11 protein-coding genes and 4 pseudogenes are annotated in these 18,615 nt (G+C 53.7%); 8 read left to right on the forward strand and 7 right to left on the reverse strand.

Annotation, left to right across the window (positions count from 1 at the left end; genetic code table 11):
• Positions 1–129: 129 nt before the first annotated feature.
• Positions 130–675 (forward strand): annotated as a pseudogene (locus tag JMJ04_RS21665) (IS5 family transposase); the annotation flags it as partial.
• Here JMJ04_RS21665 and JMJ04_RS21670 read toward each other — a convergent pair.
• Positions 660–3,707: a PAS domain S-box protein gene (locus JMJ04_RS21670; RefSeq protein ID WP_236038254.1), complete on the reverse strand. Its 3,048-nt coding sequence runs from the start codon at positions 3,705–3,707 to the stop codon at positions 660–662. The pseudogene JMJ04_RS21665 and the gene JMJ04_RS21670 sit on opposite strands and share 16 nt — an antisense overlap.
• A gap of 380 nt (positions 3,708–4,087) precedes the next feature.
• On the opposite strand from JMJ04_RS21670, the pseudogene JMJ04_RS21675 reads away from it, so the two are divergent.
• Positions 4,088–4,213 (forward strand): annotated as a pseudogene (locus JMJ04_RS21675) (zinc ribbon domain-containing protein); the annotation flags it as partial.
• A 117-nt stretch (positions 4,214–4,330) separates the two neighbouring features.
• A pseudogene (locus JMJ04_RS48770) lies at positions 4,331–5,340 on the forward strand (NADP-dependent oxidoreductase).
• A gap of 356 nt (positions 5,341–5,696) precedes the next feature.
• On the opposite strand, the gene JMJ04_RS21690 reads toward JMJ04_RS48770, so the two are convergent.
• Positions 5,697–7,154: a sensor histidine kinase gene (locus tag JMJ04_RS21690; RefSeq protein ID WP_201372578.1), complete on the reverse strand. Its 1,458-nt coding sequence runs from the start codon at positions 7,152–7,154 to the stop codon at positions 5,697–5,699.
• A gap of 1,275 nt (positions 7,155–8,429) precedes the next feature.
• On the opposite strand from JMJ04_RS21690, the gene JMJ04_RS21695 reads away from it, so the two are divergent.
• The 3 genes from JMJ04_RS21695 (at position 8,430) to JMJ04_RS21705 (ending at position 10,037) form a co-directional block, all read left to right on the forward strand.
• A complete protein-coding gene (locus JMJ04_RS21695; RefSeq protein WP_236038260.1) occupies positions 8,430–9,083 on the forward strand; it encodes a DUF2071 domain-containing protein in 654 nt (217 codons plus the stop codon).
• 121 nt (positions 9,084–9,204) lie between these two features.
• Positions 9,205–9,777, forward strand: a complete 573-nt coding sequence (locus JMJ04_RS21700) for an alpha/beta fold hydrolase (protein WP_201372580.1) — start codon at positions 9,205–9,207, stop codon at positions 9,775–9,777.
• Positions 9,777–10,037, forward strand: coding sequence for a hypothetical protein (locus JMJ04_RS21705; RefSeq protein ID WP_201372581.1), 261 nt, complete (start codon positions 9,777–9,779; stop codon positions 10,035–10,037). Before JMJ04_RS21700 ends, JMJ04_RS21705 begins: the two co-directional genes overlap by 1 nt.
• A gap of 593 nt (positions 10,038–10,630) precedes the next feature.
• Here the strand turns inward: JMJ04_RS21705 and JMJ04_RS21710 are convergent.
• A complete protein-coding gene (locus tag JMJ04_RS21710) occupies positions 10,631–11,218 on the reverse strand; it encodes a TetR/AcrR family transcriptional regulator (RefSeq protein WP_201372582.1) in 588 nt (195 codons plus the stop codon).
• Between the two features lie 164 nt (positions 11,219–11,382).
• Between JMJ04_RS21710 and JMJ04_RS21715 the strand changes: the two genes are divergently transcribed.
• Together JMJ04_RS21715 and JMJ04_RS21720 are read left to right on the forward strand one after the other, a co-directional pair.
• Entirely contained in the window at positions 11,383–12,210 is an 828-nt protein-coding gene (locus tag JMJ04_RS21715) for an SDR family oxidoreductase (protein ID WP_201372583.1), read from the forward strand.
• Positions 12,211–12,303: 93 nt separating this feature from the next.
• Complete coding sequence (locus JMJ04_RS21720) at positions 12,304–12,963, forward strand: NADP-dependent oxidoreductase (RefSeq protein ID WP_236038262.1); 660 nt, start codon at positions 12,304–12,306, stop codon at positions 12,961–12,963.
• Positions 12,964–13,560: 597 nt separating this feature from the next.
• On the opposite strand, the gene JMJ04_RS21725 is transcribed toward JMJ04_RS21720, so the two are convergent.
• The 4 genes and pseudogenes from JMJ04_RS21725 to JMJ04_RS21740 form a co-directional block, all read right to left on the reverse strand.
• On the reverse strand, positions 13,561–14,061 hold the full coding sequence (locus JMJ04_RS21725; RefSeq protein ID WP_201372584.1) for a hypothetical protein: 501 nt from the start codon (positions 14,059–14,061) through the stop codon (positions 13,561–13,563).
• Between the two features lie 145 nt (positions 14,062–14,206).
• Positions 14,207–14,848, reverse strand: coding sequence for an HAD family hydrolase (locus tag JMJ04_RS21730; protein ID WP_201372585.1), 642 nt, complete (start codon positions 14,846–14,848; stop codon positions 14,207–14,209).
• A 34-nt stretch (positions 14,849–14,882) separates the two neighbouring features.
• Positions 14,883–15,587, reverse strand: a complete 705-nt coding sequence (locus JMJ04_RS21735; RefSeq protein WP_201372586.1) for a tyrosine-type recombinase/integrase — start codon at positions 15,585–15,587, stop codon at positions 14,883–14,885.
• Positions 15,588–15,592: 5 nt separating this feature from the next.
• Positions 15,593–18,543: pseudogene (locus JMJ04_RS21740) on the reverse strand (Tn3 family transposase).
• Positions 18,544–18,615 lie beyond the last annotated feature (72 nt).

The raw sequence follows: 18,615 nt of genomic DNA on the forward strand, positions 1-18,615 counted from the left end.
ACACTCTCCGACACCTTTCACGGCTCAACAGAACACAAGCTTTGTCACCTGCACTTTTTGCAAGATCATTGCCTATCTCAAGAGTGAAAATGATTCTCCTTACTAGAAACCTCAAGAGGAACAATCTGTATGGCACGAACTCATCCATGGAAAGTCAGCGACCCATTCTGGGAGCAGATCAAACCGTTGCTTCCAGCCGCACCGTCCCATGCAAAAGGTGGACGTCCCAGAATGGATGATCGACGAGCGTTTGAAGCCATCATCTATGTCCTGCGTACGGGTATCCAATGGAATGCGTTACCGAGAGAGTTGGGAGCTTCATCGACGGTGCATGACCGTTTTCAGGAATGGGAGCAGGTTGGCCTGTTCAAAGCTTTGTGGCAAGCAGGACTGCAGATGTATGATGAGTTGGAAGGAATTCAATGGGAGTGGCAAGCCGTGGATGGAGCAATGACAAAGGCTCCTTTTGGACAGGGTGCAACCGGAGCCAATCCCACCGATCGTGGTAAGTCAGGAGTCAAGCGCAGTCTCTTGACTGATGGAGCTGGGATTCCTTTGGCTATCGTTATTGATGGGGCTAATCGTCATGATGTGAAACTGTTGTGTGCTACCCTGGATGGCATCGTGATTACCCGTCCCGAGCCCATCGAGGGGCAGCCTCAGCACCTCTGCTTGTAGGTGCCTCCTTGAGAGCATGTGTTTGATTTTTCTCTCTCAAAAAGGCACATTTTTCTCCTCCATGCTACTGGTTCGTTGCTCATTGCGCATCTCGTGGGCTTGGGAAGAATGACCGTAAAGGTCGATCCGTTTCCGACGTCGCTCTCCACTGTGATGGTTCCCCCATGACGCTTGACGATCTCGGCCACAATGTAGAGTCCCATGCCCAGACCGGGGATCGCTCGCTGTGTGGAACCTGCGACCCGATAGAAGCGCTCAAAAATCTTGTCGCGCTGCTCTCGCGGGATACCCAGGCCATGATCGCGGACACGGATCGTGACCGCATCTTCGGTGGCGGAGAGATCCATCTCGACGGTCTCTGCGCTGGGGGAATACTTGATGGCATTGCTGATCAGGTTGGTGAACACCTGTCCCAGTCGGTCTCGATCCGCCAGCAAGCTAGTCTGCGCCGCGCCACGCATCACAATGGTATGGCTGGGATGGGTTTGCTGCATAGTATTGGCAATCTCCTGCAGCAATGCGTCAAGAGCCACCATCTCCTGCCGATACTCCAGTCTTCCTGCCTGGATCTTGGAGACATCCAGCAACTCTTCCACCAGCCGGATGAGTTTGTTGATCTGGATCTCCATGCTGGAAAGTGCCGGAGCCTGGATGCCTTGCTTTGCCAGTTGTCTGTGCAGCAAGGTGGTCTGCATTTTCAAGGCCGTGAGTGGGTTCCTGAGTTCATGGCTGGCCATACTGATAAAGTCATCCTTGCGCTGTTCCAGCTCCTTGCGCGCCGAATTATCCAGCACAAAGGCGACAACCCGGCGTGGACGCTCCTGGAAGATGACGCCTCCCACCAACACTGGCAGGCGACCGCCATCTTGACACACCAGTTCTGTTTCAAAGGGCGTATGTTGCCCGCGTGTGACTAATTCCTGGAGCGCGCGCTGGAAGAGAGACGCATGTTCTGGGAGAGTGGTACTCTCCACGCTCAGCGTTCCGCTGCGCACATCCTCCTGGGTATAACCAGTCATGTGGAGATACGCATCGTTGGCTTCCACCAGCACGTCCTCCTCCCCCTCAACAGAAACAATCCCGATAATATTGGAGTCGATAAGGGCGCGGATGCGCTCCTGGCTCTGGCGTAAGGCTTCCTCCATTCGTTTCCGCTCATCAATGTCGGTGCCAGTGCCAAACCACTTGACGATCTGGCCGGTTTCATCGCGCACTGGCATGGCGCGCATTAAGAACCAGCGATACTCTCCCGTATGAGCATTTCTGACACGCGCTTCATGCTCATACATGGTTCCCGTGTCCAGAGCGCGCTGCAAGTGCGCTCGGTTGCCTTCCCGATCATCGGGATGGATGACCTGGAGATACGCCCAGAGATCGCTTTGTGCGTTCTCTAACGTGAGCCCGGTGTAGTCACACCAGTGCTGGTTCATGTACTCGTGTTGACCGTCGGGTCGTGCCACCCACACGAGCTGTGGCACTGTTTCGACCAACACCCGAAATTGTTCTTCACTCTCTTTCAGCCTTTGTTCCGTTTGTTTCTGCTCGTCGATGTCGGTACAGGTGCCAAACCACTTCACGATCTGGCCTGCTTCGTTGCGCACCGGCATGGCGCGGGCTAAGAACCAGCGATAGGCTCCAGTTTGACCGTCCTTGAGACGATGTTCGCTCTCAAAGAGCTCACCCGTTGTGAGCGAATGTTGCCGAAGCGTGAGCACACGCTCAGTATCTTCAGGATGCAGGTATTGACGCCATTCATAGTCCCGTACCCGCTCAAAATCGGCCCGCGTCACCTCTTGAAAGCGCTGATTACAGTAGTCAACACGGCCATCTGGCGACGTCGTCCACACCAGTTGTGGTACCATTTCGGTGAGCACGCGCAAATGCTCCCGGCTTTCTTTGAGTTGCTGCTCCGTCCGTTTCTGCTCCTCAATGTCGGTGCAAGTGCCAACCCATTTGACAATCTGACCTGTTTCATTGCGCACTGGCAAGGCACGGACTAAAAACCAGCGATACTCCCCAGTCGTGCCATGGCGCAGGCGCAGTTCCGTTTCATATACCCCGCCGGTCTGGATGGCGCGCTGCCAGACGGAGCGGACGTGTTGCCGGTCCTCATGATGGAGACACTGCATCCATCCCTCCCCCTGGGCCTCTTCGGTGCTCTGGCCGGTATAGTCGCGCCAGCGTTGATTAAACGAGTCAGGATAACCATCCGGTCGTCCGGTCCAGAACAGTTGGGGGATAGCATCGATGAGGGTATGAATATCTGCTTCGGCTCGTTTGCGTGCGGTGATGTCAATGCCAGCGATGACGAGGTATTCGATGTGATGCTCCGCATCCATGCGGGGGGTAATCGCGAATGCAAGGTGAAGGTTCATCCCTTCTCTGGGCTGAATCAGGGCCTCGAAATGCACGGTTTCGCCCTTGCTGGCTCGCGCGATGGCGGCGCGTAATTGCGCCTGACTGGGAGGAGAAGATGACCACCAGGGGCCTTCGACCAGGGGTTTGCCAACCACTTCCTCGCGTCGGATGTGCGCACTGCTTAACGGGATCTCATTGATATCCAATACGATCCCCTCAGGCGTCAGAAAGACGATCCCGGCATGCACGTTATCGAGGACATCCATGCAGAGGGACTCGCGCTGGGGAATCGTCTCCTGGCAGTGGGCTGGTGCTCCCATCTCGTGGAACTGCAACGTAAGTCCCCCAATGGTCGGAGAGAGATGCACATGCAGCCAGATCTGGATCACGGGAGAAACATACTCCACTTCGGTCAGTGCTCGAGTCCGTTTCGTTTTGCGCACAGCCTGGTAGAGCGAAGTGCTCACCAGTTGAGGAGCGCAGCGCCAGAAGCTGTTTCCAACAAGGGTCTCTGGTGCGGCGCCTAGCATGGCCTGTGCGCTCGCATTGGCATACACAATGGTATCGGCCTCATCGAGCACAAACAAGGCACCAGGAAGTGTCTCGAGAATAGTGAGGAGTGTCTCATGTGAGACAGGCATGAGACACTTGGTTTGCTTTATATTCGACATATATGCGGTCAATCTCCCTTATACCTGCCCCCATCTCTGGTAGCGAAGATGCGTACCTACTCTGACCTCAAGAAGACTATTGAAGGAATACTATGCTATCTTCGAGCAGCAAGCAAGCTGTACTATATGTTCTCTTCCAGCATTTCTGGTAGCAAGAGGGCCATTGTCGAGGGAAGGAATCCGTGCCTCGCTGGCAATATTGCTTCCTCACCGCGTTGAGAGGGGTTCGCCATCAGTATCACTCTTGGTGATTCAGGTTTCTTACTTCACAAAGGCATTTTCTCTTGATACAATAGAGTTGATATTATAGAAAAGACCGCTCTTAAGGCCTTTGGATGTCATTGAGACAAGTGTAGGAAAAGAAAAGCATGGTAGAAGTCAAGGAACTCTCAGAGTGCTGGCATTCATGTGAATGCGGGTGCGAGCTTGACCGCGACCACAATGCCGCACTGAACATCAAACAACTTTGGCTCGGGCGGAGCCTTCAGGGGACGCAAGCCTCCTGAGAACCCCCGGCTTGAGCAGTGGGGAGTCGTCACGCCCACCTTCTTCTTGAACACAACAAAAGGAAGTACAATGAAACTGTTGATCCCACATAAGGGAGGAGGACAGGAGCGATGAATATGCGCGCCTTCGTTCTCACCCGCTATGGTGGGCCTGATGCAATGGAACTCCGTGATGTTCCCAGACCATCGCCTGGGCCCGGGGAAGTGTTGATTCACGTCTACGCTGCCGGACTGAACCCGATTGATTTCAAGATGCGTGAAGGAATGCTGCGAGTGATCTACCGCTACCCATTCCCGATCATTGCTGGGTGCGAGTTGTCTGGAGTCGTCGTAGCCAAGGGATCAGGTGTCACTTCCCTTGCCGAAGGTGACCGGGTGTTTACCCGCGTAGATAAGAGGGTGCTTGGTGCATTTGCCGAATTCGCCGTGGTTCGCGAGGATCTCGTCGCAAAGATGCCATCTTCTGTCTATTTCACAACGGCGGCGGGGGTGCCGCTGGCAGGGCTCACCGCGTTGCAGGCGTTACGAGACGAACTGCGGGTGACAAGCGGCCAGAATATCTTCATCTCTGGGGGGCTGGTGGGGTGGGAACGTTCGCGATTCAGCTTGGGAAGTGGCTTGGAGCTCACATCGCAACTACTGCCTCGGCACGAGGTGAGGAGATGGTGCGCAAACTTGGAGCAGACGTCGTGGTAGACTACGCTCGGGAGCACTTCGATCAGGTGCTACGCGATTACGATGGAGCACTTGATCTAATAGGCGGCGACACTCTCTTGAAGACGTTCGGGGTCGTAAAGCATGGCGCAAAGGTGGTCTCAATCGCAGGAGTTCCCGAACCGCAGACAGCGAGCAAAGATCTACAAGCCGGATCAACACTTGCGACGCTCTTCTGGGCCGCAAGCTGGAAAATCCGCCGCCAGGCGCGCAAGCATGGCGTTGCCTATCGGTACCTCTTCATGCACCCGAGTGGTAGCCAGCTCTCAGAACTGGCTACCCTCATCGATCAGCAAAAACTTGAGGTAGTGATTGACCATATTTTTCCATTTGCGCAAATCGCCGATGCATTCGCCTACCTCGAGCAGGGGCATGCCAAAGGAAAAGTGGTCGTGCAGATGGTCGAGCATTAGTGCGTTGGTATGCACCGCCATACTGCTCCCTATCTGGGGGGATGGTATGCAGTGGTGTCAATGTCAATGAACCGAGCGCACAGTCTTTTGAGTCATCTCCATCTGGAAATCCCTCTATGGCGCGGGCGGACCTTGCCTCTCTCTGTGGGTCGCTTCGTCCCAAAAGCTCATACTTCAGACAGCTTGCTAAACCGGAGTGGTCTACCAGCTCCGCCCGCGCCATAGAGGGATTTCCAGATGGTACGAAACGCGCAAGGGCATCCGCCGCAAGCGCGACAGACAGTACCATCCGTGCTCACACACCGATCTCGCCACCCTCACCGGCTCAGATGACGAGTGTGGCGTCCTTTCCAGGCTCAGGCATCCCTCCTCCTGGGAAGGGTCACCGTAAATGTGGAGCCTTTTCCAACGTTGCTCTCTACCGTGATGGTTCCCCCATGGCCCTTGACGATCTCGGCCACAATATAGAGCCCCATGCCCAGACCAGGGATCGTTTCATGGCTGAGACCAGCGGCCCGATAGAAACGCTCAAAAACCTTCTTGTACTGTTCACGCGGGATGCCCAGACCATGATCCTGCACCTGAATCGTGACCGCCTCTTCGGAAGCGGAGAGCTCCACCTCAACGGTCGTTGCATTGGGAGAATACTTGATGGCATTGCTGAGCAGGTTGGTGAAGACCTGTCTGAGCCGGTCACGATCCCCGGTCACGCTGGTCTGCACAGTCCCACGCACCACAATGGTATGACTGGGGCTCATGTGCTGCATGGTGCCGGCGATCTCTCGCAGCAACTCGTCGAGATCCACCCGCTCCCGGATGTACTTCAGTCTCCCTGTCTGCATCTGGGAGACATCCAGTAACTCTCCGATCAGACGCTCCAGTTGCTTGATCGGCGTCTCCACTCTGGAAAGCGCGGTAGCCGCCTCGTGCTGGGAGTGCTTTTCGAGGCGTTTGTGCACCAGTTGGGTCTGCAGCTTGACCACAGTGAGCGGGGTCCGCAGTTCATGGCTGGCCATATTGATAAAGTCATCCTTGCGTTGTTCCAGTTCTTTGCGCGCCGAATTGTCCAGAACAAAGTTGATGGCCTGGAGGGGGTGATGATGGAAGACGACCCCGCACACGAGCACCGGTAGGCGACTGCCATCTTGACAAATGTACTCTTTCTCATAGGGAGTCATCGACTGCTGGGTGCCCAGCTCCTGCAGGGCCTGCAGGGTCCGGGCCATATATTCTGGAGGCGTCATCTGCAATATGTTGATGCGCCCTTCACGCATGTCTTCTAGTCTATAGCCGGTCATGCGCAGAAAGGTCTCGTTGGCGTCCTCAATCTGCTCGCCTTGGGTGATAATGATGCCGATAATCTTGGATTGCATCAAGGCGTCTGCGCGTTCCTGACTCTCTCGCAAGACGTCCTCGATCCGCTTCTGCTCCTCAATATCGGTGTGGGTGCCAACCCACTTGACGATCTGGCCTGTTTCATCACGGACCGGCATGCCGCGGACTAAAAACCAGCGATACTTCCCCGTCTGGCTCTGTCTGACACGCTCTTCGTGCTCAAACATAGCTCCCGTGTCTAGGGCATGCTGCAAGCGCGCTCGGTTACTTTCCTGATCCTCAGGATGGATGAACTGGAGATGAGCCCATCGGTCGGGTTGTACCTGCTCAAGCACAAGCCCGGTATAGTCCCGCAAGCGCTGATTCGTGTATTCGTGCAGGCCGTCGGGTCGTCTCACCCAGACCAACTGGGGGATAGCATTGATCAGTGCGTCACATGACGCAGGAGTAACACGCCTGGTTTGCTTTGTCTTCTGCATACGGGAAACCTCCCTTTCACGTGTCCCCATCCCTGGTGGTGAAGATGCGTACCTGCTCTGAACTCAAGATGTCTACAGAAATGATCTACTCTCTTCGAGAAACAAGCGAGCTGGCACGTCATATTGCCAGTCACGGCCTGTGCGCTCGTATTGGCATACACAACCGTCTCGATGCCATCGACGACACATGAGGCACGGGGAAGCGCCTCCAATAGAGGTGGACGTGATGTGAGCAGTGCGCCCACTGATGTATCAGCTGGGCACATAGCATGACCTCTCTCCTTTCCCCCTGCTCAGTCCTTTGGACAAAAGGAGCAGACGTGCTCGCTCAATGAAACGATATGTTCTAACCTAGCTGGACGTTCACCACGTCACCCTTCTTCAAGAGAAGGTATTCTGCAACTTCGCATGCGCTCTACGACAAGTACCGTCTTCCTCTCTTTGAAAGGAGGGGTACCATGCGCAATAGAGGTGAAAGACGCTCTCTCCTGAGCAAGAGTTCCCATGACTATTCCTGTCGAGAACAGCCTTGTTCACAAACGTCAACAGACAATGGTCAACGTATAAAAAAGATTACCCCAAAATTGTATTGTTGTCAATAATATTGTGCACAATCTAAATTTCTTCATGAGCGGAGTACGTCAAACGTGGCTCGAACAATACATTTCACGCTTGATCAATTTCAAGCTGGTCACCTAGCCTTCAGTTCGCCCATTGCTTCCTGAGCGAGATCGTGCTACTTCTACTGAGGCACGATCCTGCTCAATCCCTTGCACAAACTAACGAACCAGATTTAAAATGTGGAACTGCCCACGGGATGCGCAACGAGATGTATCTTCGGCTGAGGTGGCTCCGCAGGCCCATTCCATGTTCTCAATTTTTTCTAGCAATGATGGGCGCTTTCAGGCCAATGAGGTAGAACTCGTTGCGCATCCCGTGGGCTATGCAGGATTATTCTATGTATTTTCGTTGCTAACGCATATAAAAGTAAAAAGTTGGTTCTTGAAGAGTCAGTATGGAGGTATGCGTCCTGATCAAACGAAAGCTGGCTCATTGGTTTTTTCATCTGTTCATCAGCTATAATCTGATGAACAGATGAAAGAGTCTTCTGTCCTGTTTTCAGGCACTCTTTGCTTCAGACGGCGAGGTAGCATATGTACATTCCAACCCTCCAAGGCACTATTGATCGGCGTCTCCTCGTGAATTACCGTGTTGATCCCGACTATCTCCAAAAAACTCTTACCTGACCCATTTCGGCCAAAACGCATCCATGGAATGGGAATCGCAGGCATCTGTCTCATTCGCCTCAAACAGCTTCGCCCCCGCCTGCTCCCTGCGCTACTCGGTTTCTCTTCGGAGAATGCCGCTCACCGCATTGCAGTGGAATGGGAAGAGCATGGCCAACATCGAGAAGGGGTCTATATTCCCAGGCGAGATACCTCTTCGCAGTTCAATATTCTTATCGGGGGAAGACTGTTTCCCGGCGTTCATCATCATGCGAGCTTTCAGGTGAGGGAAGAGGACGAGTTTTTCTCCGTGCAACTGGCAAGCGACGATAGGGAAACCAGGGTGACAGTTGAGGCTCGTGTCGCTTCACACCTGCCTGAGCACTCGATTTTTGCGTCTCTGGAAGAGGCTTCTGCGTTTTTCGAACACGGTTCGCTCGGCTATTCAGTAACTAATCAGGTGGGAAAACTCGATTGCTTAGAACTGCGATGCAGGAACTGGAAGGTCGAGCCCCTGCAGGTGACAAAGGCGCAGTCAAGTTTCTTCGAGGATCTCAGGCGGTTCCCCTCTGGCTCAGCAAAGCTCGATTGCGCACTCTTGATGCGGGCTATCCGCCACGAATGGTATGTACGGGAACCCTTCTCCTCAACCGGGAGCGAAGGTTCGACAAAGAGCGTCCATGTACCGACGGGGAGCCCTTGACCTCTCTCTTTCCACGGAGAAGGTAGCACCTCACTCTCTGGACCTTCCCCAAAAATGCTGAGGAGGTCGTCTCCTCAGCGAGAAAGGCGTATTCATGCAAAGAGAGAGAAATAGTCCCCAGATGGAGATATCATCTCGTTTCCCTATGGACCTCATCGATGTGGGAGGATATCGACTCGCCATCGCATGCACTGGCTCAGGAAGCCCGGCGGTGATCTTGGATGCTGGCATGGGAGATACGAGTGAGGTCTGGCGCCAGGTACAGGAAGCCGTGTCAGAGTTTACCTGTGTGTGTAGCTATGATCATGCAGGCCGGGGACAAAGCGACCCAGGTCCCACACCCCGTACAAGCCAAACCATCGCCACTGAATTACATGCACTCTTACGGCACGCCCACATCCCCGGTCCCTACATCTTCGTTGGACATTCCTTTGGAGGATACAACGCACGCCTCTACGCCAGCCAGTATCCAGAGGAGGTGGTCGGTCTGATCCTGGTTGATTCGGCCAGCCCTCATCTGGACCTGGTGGCAGTGTTGCCTCCTGAGAGACCAGAGGAGAACCAGGGCATACGGCAAGTCCGACGCGTCCTCATTCAAGAGACCCAGGAGATGGACAACCCTGAAGGGATCGATCCAGCCGAGAGTGCAGCCCAGGTGCGCGCCATCACTTCATTTGGGGCATTGCCACTATAGTGCTGACGCACACCTCTGACCCCTGGGTAGAGATGCTGGTGACAGCGTTTCCTGGTTTTCCACGAACGCTTGTCATCAGGCTCGACCATGCCTGGCAGGAACATCAACGTCAATTGTTGTCTCTTTCATCACACAGCCAACAAATAAGAGCACAACACAGTGGGCACTATATTCATCTTGAGGAGCCAGAACTGGTTGCACATGCTATTCGTTCTATGGTTGACCTGGCACGACAAAGTGGAGGAATGCAGGCATCATAAAAGGGTGTTCTTTTTTCTCATGTTGTTTGCCCGCCATCTGAAAAACGTTTTTAAGCTTAAGGCCCACGTTCTTTAGCAAATGCGCTTGCATCTATCTCAAGCATTTCGCTTTAAATCATACCCCACTTTCTTATCCTTGAAGTTTAAACTAAAATAAACTCAGCAATCCTTGAGAGAGGATTGCCAAGGTGGAGGAATGTATCCAAATAGTACAGTGGGTGCGCATCAGCACACCTTTTGAGCAAAACTGATAACATCAGCGCGAAACAGGGAAATTGGCTCTGGAGAATCGAGAGAAGGAGCCCCAGAGACGAATTGTTTCGCACTATTTTGGGAAATGGGTGAGGGCAGCGCAGGGGACATCTTGTGGTTCCAACAGGTGCTGGACGTTTCCCAACTATTACCATCTCTTTGCGGTCTGTGTCAGCTTCGCTGGTACTGGGCCTCCATGCCCGCTATCGAGAACGTTCCAAGGTTGGCCCTCCCCCAACATTGCCTTTCGACTTTCCAGCGAAGCGGGTGCGCATGCGCGACCTAGCGCACGCCGTTAGAAAGCAGGATCGACTCCTCGCTGAGAGGTGGCACCCCATCTTTCAGTTCCGACTCGGCTGTGTTCTAATGCCGGCGATGACGAGATCGAGCATGCGGTTGGCCCCATCAGGATCGGACGCATGTTCATTCACCAGGGCAATTCCGTAGACGAGTCGGATCACGTCGAGCATATGGACATCTGGGCGGATCTCTCCTGCGGCCTGGGCGCGCTGCAAGAGGACTGCTCCCGCCTCGTGCATCGCTTTGTTCGCCTCATAGATTCTCGTTCCCGGAACATGTTTGGCAGCCATGATGACTGCTCCCATGCTCCGCCCGAAAGCCGCGAAGTCCATTTGGAGACGAAGCCAGCTCATCAAGGCGTCGAAAGGGACCGGAGCGCTGGCGAGTGCTTCAGCACGCGCCCTCAATTCATTGGTCTCATCCAGGAACACAGCTTCAAGGAGATCCTGACGCGTGGGGAAGTGGCGATACAGCGTACCGATGGCGACCCCAGCCGATTTGGCAATGTCCTCCAGGACGATGTCAGCGCCACGCTCCGAAACCGCGACTCGCGCCGTGTTCAGCAGGCTGGCGTAGTTGCGCTGGGCATCAGCTCGCATGGGGCGGCTGGCTGGTGCTGGCTCGTGCATTTCATGTTCCTCCGTTCTCCTGGGGATACTGGTCCTTGACAAAGTGAGGGCCCCTCCGTTATTATATGAGAGGGAAATGTGAGGGTCCCTCCGTTTAGTATGAGGAAGTAGCCTCATTTTATCACAGTCACGATTCATTTTCCAGGGAGAAGGAGAACTTTCCTATGCGTGTTTTTGTCACAGGAGCAACAGGCTACATCGGTTCCGCCGTCGTCCGGGAGCTCATTGGTGCTGGCCATACCGTTGTCGGCCTTACCCGTTCAGACAAGGGTGTCGAGGCCTTGAAGGAAGTTGGGGCCGAGGTGCAGCGCGGTATCCTTAACGACCTCGACGGCCTGCGCGCCGCTGCGGCGGCGGTGGACGGCGTTATTCACCTGGCGTTTGAGCACAACCTCTCGGACTTCGCGGCCTCGCTCACCACCGATCTGCGCGCCGTCGAGACGATGGGGACGGCGCTCGCAGGCACAGGTAAGCCATTCGTGATCACCGCGCACCTCAACGGGGAGGCATCGGAGAACGCGCTGCTCGCCCTGGCGGGAGTGCGATCAGTGGTCGTCACTCTCTCTCCGTCTGTGCACGACGAGGATGACAGGCACGGCTTCGTACCGATGCTGATCAACATCGCACGCGCGAAGGGCGTCTCGGCCTATATCGGCGACGGGTCCAACCGCTGGCCCGCCGTTCATCGCCTCGACGCGGCGCACCTGTACCGCCTGGCCCTGGAAAGCGCCCCGGCGGGGTCACGGCTTAACGGGGTCGGCGACGAGGGTGTCCCCTTCCACGACATTGCCAGCGTCATCGGTCGCAATCTGAACCTGCCAGTGGTCAGCATTGCCCGCGAAGAGGCAGAGGCTCACTTCGGCTCTTTTCTGGGCAACGTGGTGGCAAGCGACTTCCCGAGGTCGAGTGCCCAGACCCAGGAACTCCTGGGATGGCGGCCTGTGCATCCGGGATTGCTCGCGGACATCGAACAGCACTATGTCAACAACTGAGATAAGGCTCAGGACCACTCTTTATGGCAACAGGTCATGAGGAGAAACGGACCTGGAGATTCAGAAACAGTTCTCAAGAAATCGAGGGAAAGCATGAAAGCAATCGTTCTCTACGAGTACGGCCCCGCGTCAAATCTCGCCTATGAAGATATCGCAGACCCCAGACCCTCCGAAGGCTCGGTGCTCGTGCGCGTCGCGGCCACCAGCATCAACCCTGCTGATTGGCGGGTACGCTCTGGCGCAGTCAAGGACTTCATTCCCATAGCGTTCCCCTACATCCCCGGCCTCGACCTCGCTGGCACCGTTGTCGAGGTGGGCGAGGGCGTCACCGGTTTCGAGCCTGGCGACCGAGTCATGGCTGTGGCTCGACATACCTACGCCGAACTCTGTACCGTCAAAGCCACCGACCTCGTCAAGATTCCCGATGGCCTGGAGATGGCCACCGCTGCCGCGCTTCCACTGGTCAACGTCACGGGTGATGCGATGATACGGCTTGGTGCCAAGGTCCAACCCGGTCAGACCGTCCTCATCACCGGGGCTTTAGGTGGCGTTGGTCGCTCAGCGGTCTTCGCAGCATCGCAGATCGGGGCTCGCGTCATTGCTGGCGTTCGTGGCAAGCGACTGGACGCTGCTCGACACCTTCCCGGGGTGAGCGAGGCCATCGCTATCGATGATGATGCAGAGATTGAGAAACTCGGTCCTCTCGACTGCGTCGCCGACACCGTCGTATACGTCGATTTGGGCCGACTCTGAGGGAGAGAGCGTGAAGTGCTGATAGTTCCCATCAGGAACGTGTACTTTCATGTCGCGACCATAGTAGGATCTGCGCTTTCTGTAGTCAGCGAGCGGGATGGTTGAATCAATCCTGCAGAGATAGGTGTTGTTGTCTTGCTTTTTATAGAGCAGTGTAATGGTGTCATTGTCCATAAAGCCTGTAACCCCTCTCCTAATGCCTCAAGACGGTCGAAGAACTGGAGCCTACAATCCAAACATCGCTTCTAGGCCCAAGTTATATAGTTTCTATGTTTGGACATTGTGACACTCCTCATTCTTTTAACATAATAGGGATAAATACATGCGAGATTTCATCTCCTATTCTACTCCAATCCGCACATGATATGCTTATACCACACTTACCTGTATTGCTCGCTACTCTGCTGGTAAATAAGGCGAAGAGCGGTCAGGTTTTGAGGTCACGAGTGGTCAATCAGCGCGAAGAGCGGTCAACACAATCATTGTCGTTTGAAAAAGCGCTTCCTATCTAGCTTCTTCCATCGGCATGTTGTAAATGAAACTGAATCAAGCAAGCGGCATCACCGAGAGTGAGTCCGGTCTGCGTAATGCCAAAGTCTACGCGCGGTCGCGTGTAGATACACGCTGCATGCCACGCAGCGGTAATCTTGTCACCCCAATAAGCAAAAAACCGATGATGCAAGACCAGAATCCAAGCCCACTTACATTGATCAAGATGCTACGCCACCCCCAGTTAGCATAATTAAGACATGAAAGGATGAAAATGATTCCCATCCAGAGAAGGCCTATTTGGCCGATATTGTTGTACAATCGATGAGGAGAAGTCCTTTGACGACGCCACAATTTCCAAATTTCTCCTCCTAACTCAAAAATAATAAGTGCAGCAAGGAGCCAAAAAGGAATAGTCAAAAGGAATGCTCCGAGTTTAGAGCGGGGTTGAGTGACGAAGGGAAAGGTCATGAGATTCCACGCAGAGGGGCCTTTTAAAAGATTCCCGTGATTATTAAAAGGAACAATGTACAAGGGTAAAAAGAAAAAGCCAATCAGAAGGAGAAGGTTGCCTAGAAAAAGGAGGGCAATTTTTGTTCTCTTGTTCATGATATCTCCTCAGTGGTGCATCTGCCAAGCTATGGTAAAAGGGGTGGAGTTAAGGTTGCTGTCACCAGCCGCAAAGTAGCATTTTAGGGGTCAGCGCATCCAAATCTGAAAACTGTCGGCTTCGGTTTGGATGCACGGACCCCCTTCAGGTTAGATGAAGGATGATGTCCTTCAATTCAATCAGCGTTTCGATTCGATAGCTCGCCTGTGAAAAGTCCTGTGCTTTTGTAAAGTCGTTAGAGACAATGACACAGTCAATACCGGCCGCCACGGCTGAGTTCAGCCCTCTGGATGAATCCTCCACAACCAGCGTCTCTTCTTTGATAGCTCCGAGGCGCTTTAAGCCGGTCAGGTATGGTTCCGGGTGCGGCTTGGTGAACTGGTAGTCTTCGCGAACAAGGACGAAATCCATGAATTGTCTAATTTGGCGCTTTTCATGGATAATTTCAAAATCCACACGTTTTGCAGTTGTCACGATGGCCATGCGAACGTATTTTGACAGTTCAGCAAGAGTTTCAACGACGCCTTCAATCTCAATGGCTTCTGTTTTAAGATATTGCTGATAATACTCATTACGAACCTCACGCTGCCTGCTGATGGTCTGTTCATCAATACCTGCTGCCCTGGCTTGGGCCCAAGTGCCCAATCCCTGGTTCATGTCCCGGAGGTATTGATCCTTGTCCAAAGTCACACCAATGTCCGCCAGGGCACGTTCTCCAGCTTTGTAATACCAGAATTCGGTATCCACCAGAACACCATCATGATCGAAGAGGATGTACTTTTTCACTGTCTTGATCCTTTCCGGTAGCTGTACATGTGTTTTATGGAATGGGAAAGCGTTCCATTGCCTGCTCATAGACTGGCTGTGCCTCCCCTAAAGAAAGGCGCGAATAGATTTCAAGCGACTGCCGACTTTCATGCCCAGAATACGGTTGGATCAGCGCATCATCAATCCCTTGAGCCTTGAGCCAAGTAAAGAGAAAATGTCTCCATTTGTGAGGAGAAAGAGACCGGGTAATCCCAGCGGCAGTCGCATAACGTTCGAGCATGCGGCGGACATCACGATCACTGTATTTCTGTTTGCGTACAGACTCGAAGAGATACCCCGCCTGCTTTTGCTGCATCTGTTGGATATGCAGTCCTAAGAGTTCGCGAAACGCATAAGGGAAAGGAACCATACGGTCCTTTCCCCCTTTTCCGAGGCAAATACGGATCTGACAGCGCTCCAGATCAACCTCCTGCAAACGAATATTAACCAGCTCGCTGACACGAACGCCTGTGTAGAAAAGGGTCTTAATCAACACCATATCCGTAAACTTGCGTGCCTGCCAGACTTGCTGGTAAAAGGCGCGAATTTCCTCTTCTGTTGGTACCTCTGGGAGCCGAGAAGATGGACGTTCCACCTCGATCTCTAGTTCTTTGCGCAATTCGCGAAACACGCTTTTGAGATAGGCGTAATCAGGCCGTTCGGTTCTGAGGAATTTGGCAAGTTCTTTTGCTTTTGTGCGAGCAGGAGTTCGTGTCATCAGTTTCAAGCCTCCAGGCGAAGACGCTCATTCATATCCAGACGAAAGGTGCCATAGGGATTGACATGGCTGTAGAAGAGGGGTGAGAGTCCTCGATAGTCGGGCACGGTGAGCTTGCCTTTCCATTGCTCCGAGCTGAGAACCTGCTGAACCATCAGCGTATTAATATACACCAGACAAATCTGAAGTAGATGTAGGGACAGGACGGCGATCTCCTGATCGTCGAGACGATTGGTCGCAATCTCTCCACTTCGGCCATAGAAAATAAAGCCATTGGCTGAATTCCAATTCTCGACGACATTGAGGCCCTCGTGGATTTCCCGGCGTAAGTCTTCTGATTGCAGATACTCACAGAGGAAAATGGTCTTCATGGCTTTTCCTAACTCTGCGAGCGCTCGATACGTCGGATGCTGAACGTTATTGCGTGTAAAACGGCGTAAAATCGATTCGGCATCGGCGGTCCCAAGACGAAGGGCTGTGGCATATTTGATCAGTTCATCGTATTGATTGCTGATCAGATCCCAGTCAATAGCGCGGGTGAGCACGGGTTGCAGGTTAGCAAATTCCTCTGGGTTCCCTTTCTCCGCTCGGTAGAGCCGCTGAGAACCAATATCTTTGAGCCGTGGTAACAGGCGAAAACCCAGTACATGGCAAAAGGCAAACGCCACTTCGGACTGTCCGTGGCTAGCAACATAGTTAGCCTGGATCTCAGCATCGGTACAATGGCGCAAAATGCCTTCAATCATCGCTGCTACCTCAGAGGATGAGCAACTTTTCACCTGAGAGTAAATACAGGTCGATTTCTTCTCCACGTGCCAGTACACCATAATCCCAGGCCCCCGGTAGCGGATATGCCACTCAGTAAGCAAGTTTTGGTTCCAGGCTCCAAATTTCTTCGAGTCGGACGCGCACGCCGTTGTTCCTTCCCCCAGATCTCCGCCTTGCGTGCGGCGAAGATGGCATTGGCTACCTGCCCAATCGCATTGCGCAACTGCTCTTTGTGAATATAGCGGGATCTGGCATAGCGCAGATCCTGGTAGGTCGTTCCTGGATCGGCATTGACGAGGCGCTTGAGTCCGGTATTGGTTCCTAATCCATACAGGCACAGTAACACGCGCTTCTGCAAGGTCTCACGAGGAAGGATCTCCCGCTGGCTGATGCTCGTGAAGAGATCGGTGAATCCCACTTGGAGGTCGGTTTCCTTGAGCATATCCAACAGGCTCGTCATCGGCCACTCTCTCGCCACGTCCAGCTTTAAACGGGCCAAGTTGGTTGGTTCAGGCTGCGCTTCAAGGGGGGAAAGATGAATCCAGCCATTGCGACGGGTGAGGATTTTGACCTTTGGTGAGAGGCGTGGCATCGCGGCATCCAGGGAACGGAGTGCCTGTTGCAACGTTGTACGCACCTGCTCTACAAAGTGAGTGGCTTCCGTGGGCTGTTTGAGGGCCTCATAGTAATCTGTGCGTTGCTGCTCAAAGTCAGGAGGCAAGTCCAGATCCGGGTTCTGATAGCGGTTGGCCCCGACCACCCAGATCTCCTTGCTCCGTACCTTGTCGCGCAGCGCTTGTAAGAGACAGACCTCATAATTAATCCGGTTGACCTTTTCAGTGCCATCCTCATCTCTTTCCACCACCAGATCGCGCCATTTGGCTTTGACAATATCCTTAATGGGCACCAGCTCTTCTTCAGGATAATACTGTCGAGGGCTATGAACATAGTCTTTCACCAAGGTCACGGCTCGGATAATGGGCTGATATAGCTCATTGTTACAACGGAATTCGAGCACATCAAGCAAATGAGGGAGGATACGCCGGTAGTGAGAGCGATAGGAAGAACGCATCACGAGATGAACCTGACGGCGAAACACAGGACCTTTGGATTCGTACTCTTTGATCAGGTCTTGCAACAATGTTTCAGAAGCGACCGGAAACACGACATCGCGCACCAGCCCATCAGGCTGTTTGACGGCAGCATCGGCAATATGATAGAGGATACTCTCTTTTCCAATCACCCGCTTGAGTTCGGCAACATAGACCTCTTCGACTTTGCGTTCTGCACGGACACCAATGCGATGCACCAGTTGAATGAGCAGATCGACCAGGCTATCGGTAATCTCCTGGTTCCGCTGCCAGCAGAGCGCAGCCAACAAGGTGTAGCGGATCGCTTCAGGGTGAGCACGCAAGTGGCTAGGCGCTTCCGCACTCGCACGTTGCCGATAAGAGCGGAGCACTTTCGGGGAGAGATGGCTAAAGAGGTCTTTGGGCAGGCCCAACGCACGAATTTGCTGGAGCTTTGCAACCTCCTTGAGCACCGTTTCGACCCCCACCTGACCAGGGTCCATCCGAAGGGTATGCAGGGTGACTGGCTCCTCATCGATAACCTGATCTCCTTCTGGTGGAGATGCTTCAACAAGCAAAGCGTCCAGAGCAGCTCGTGCCCTTTCGTCTATGCTGCCTACGGTGGCCTCATACAAACGTGTTTCAAAACTGCGATAGGCCGAACGAATGATGCGTGTGATCCGGTCTGGCTTGGGAGGTTCAAGGTGTTGAAGACGAAAGTGCTGATAGCAGCTCTGGCGGACCATATCTTCCTGGTGCTCATGGGGAAGGACATGTTCCGCGAGCCACTGACTCATGGTTTCGCCATCGGCCACGCTCGCCTCGCGAAATCCTAATGCTGCACGGATCTGCGCCCGGTGATATTCAATGGTGCGTCCCTGCCAATCATACTGGAGATAGGCTGCCGCATCCACATCCACCTGTGTTGCGAGATAGGTGATTACGATCCCCGGCACCTCGTTCTTATGCTCAGGAAAGCGCCCAGTCCGCTGAAAGTACTTCAGCAGAACGGCAAAGCCGAGCCGCGTTGCCCCTGTCTTATTGCCGAGAAGCGCCCGTTCTTCTGTATGTAAGGTCCATTGGTCGATGAGATCTTCCGTTTCCCATTGTCGCCTCATACCATGCTCTCTCTTTTTCAAAGTGTGAGGGATCAAGTGCCGAGAATCATTGGAGTCGGCACTCTCTGCTCA

Source organism: Ktedonobacter robiniae (assembly GCF_016587375.1).
Lineage (GTDB): Bacteria > Chloroflexota > Ktedonobacteria > Ktedonobacterales > Ktedonobacteraceae > Ktedonobacter > Ktedonobacter robiniae.

Coding starts and splice junctions, on each gene's coding strand:
- JMJ04_RS21670 (WP_236038254.1), bottom strand. CDS start 3,707: ATGTCGAATATAAAGCAAACCAAGTGTCTCATGCCTGTCTCACATGAG.
- JMJ04_RS21690 (WP_201372578.1), bottom strand. CDS start 7,154: ATGCAGAAGACAAAGCAAACCAGGCGTGTTACTCCTGCGTCATGTGAC.
- JMJ04_RS21695 (WP_236038260.1), top strand. CDS start 8,430: ATGGGAATCGCAGGCATCTGTCTCATTCGCCTCAAACAGCTTCGCCCC.
- JMJ04_RS21700 (WP_201372580.1), top strand. CDS start 9,205: ATGGAGATATCATCTCGTTTCCCTATGGACCTCATCGATGTGGGAGGA.
- JMJ04_RS21710 (WP_201372582.1), bottom strand. CDS start 11,218: ATGCACGAGCCAGCACCAGCCAGCCGCCCCATGCGAGCTGATGCCCAG.
- JMJ04_RS21715 (WP_201372583.1), top strand. CDS start 11,383: ATGCGTGTTTTTGTCACAGGAGCAACAGGCTACATCGGTTCCGCCGTC.
- JMJ04_RS21720 (WP_236038262.1), top strand. CDS start 12,304: ATGAAAGCAATCGTTCTCTACGAGTACGGCCCCGCGTCAAATCTCGCC.
- JMJ04_RS21725 (WP_201372584.1), bottom strand. CDS start 14,061: ATGAACAAGAGAACAAAAATTGCCCTCCTTTTTCTAGGCAACCTTCTC.
- JMJ04_RS21735 (WP_201372586.1), bottom strand. CDS start 15,587: ATGACACGAACTCCTGCTCGCACAAAAGCAAAAGAACTTGCCAAATTC.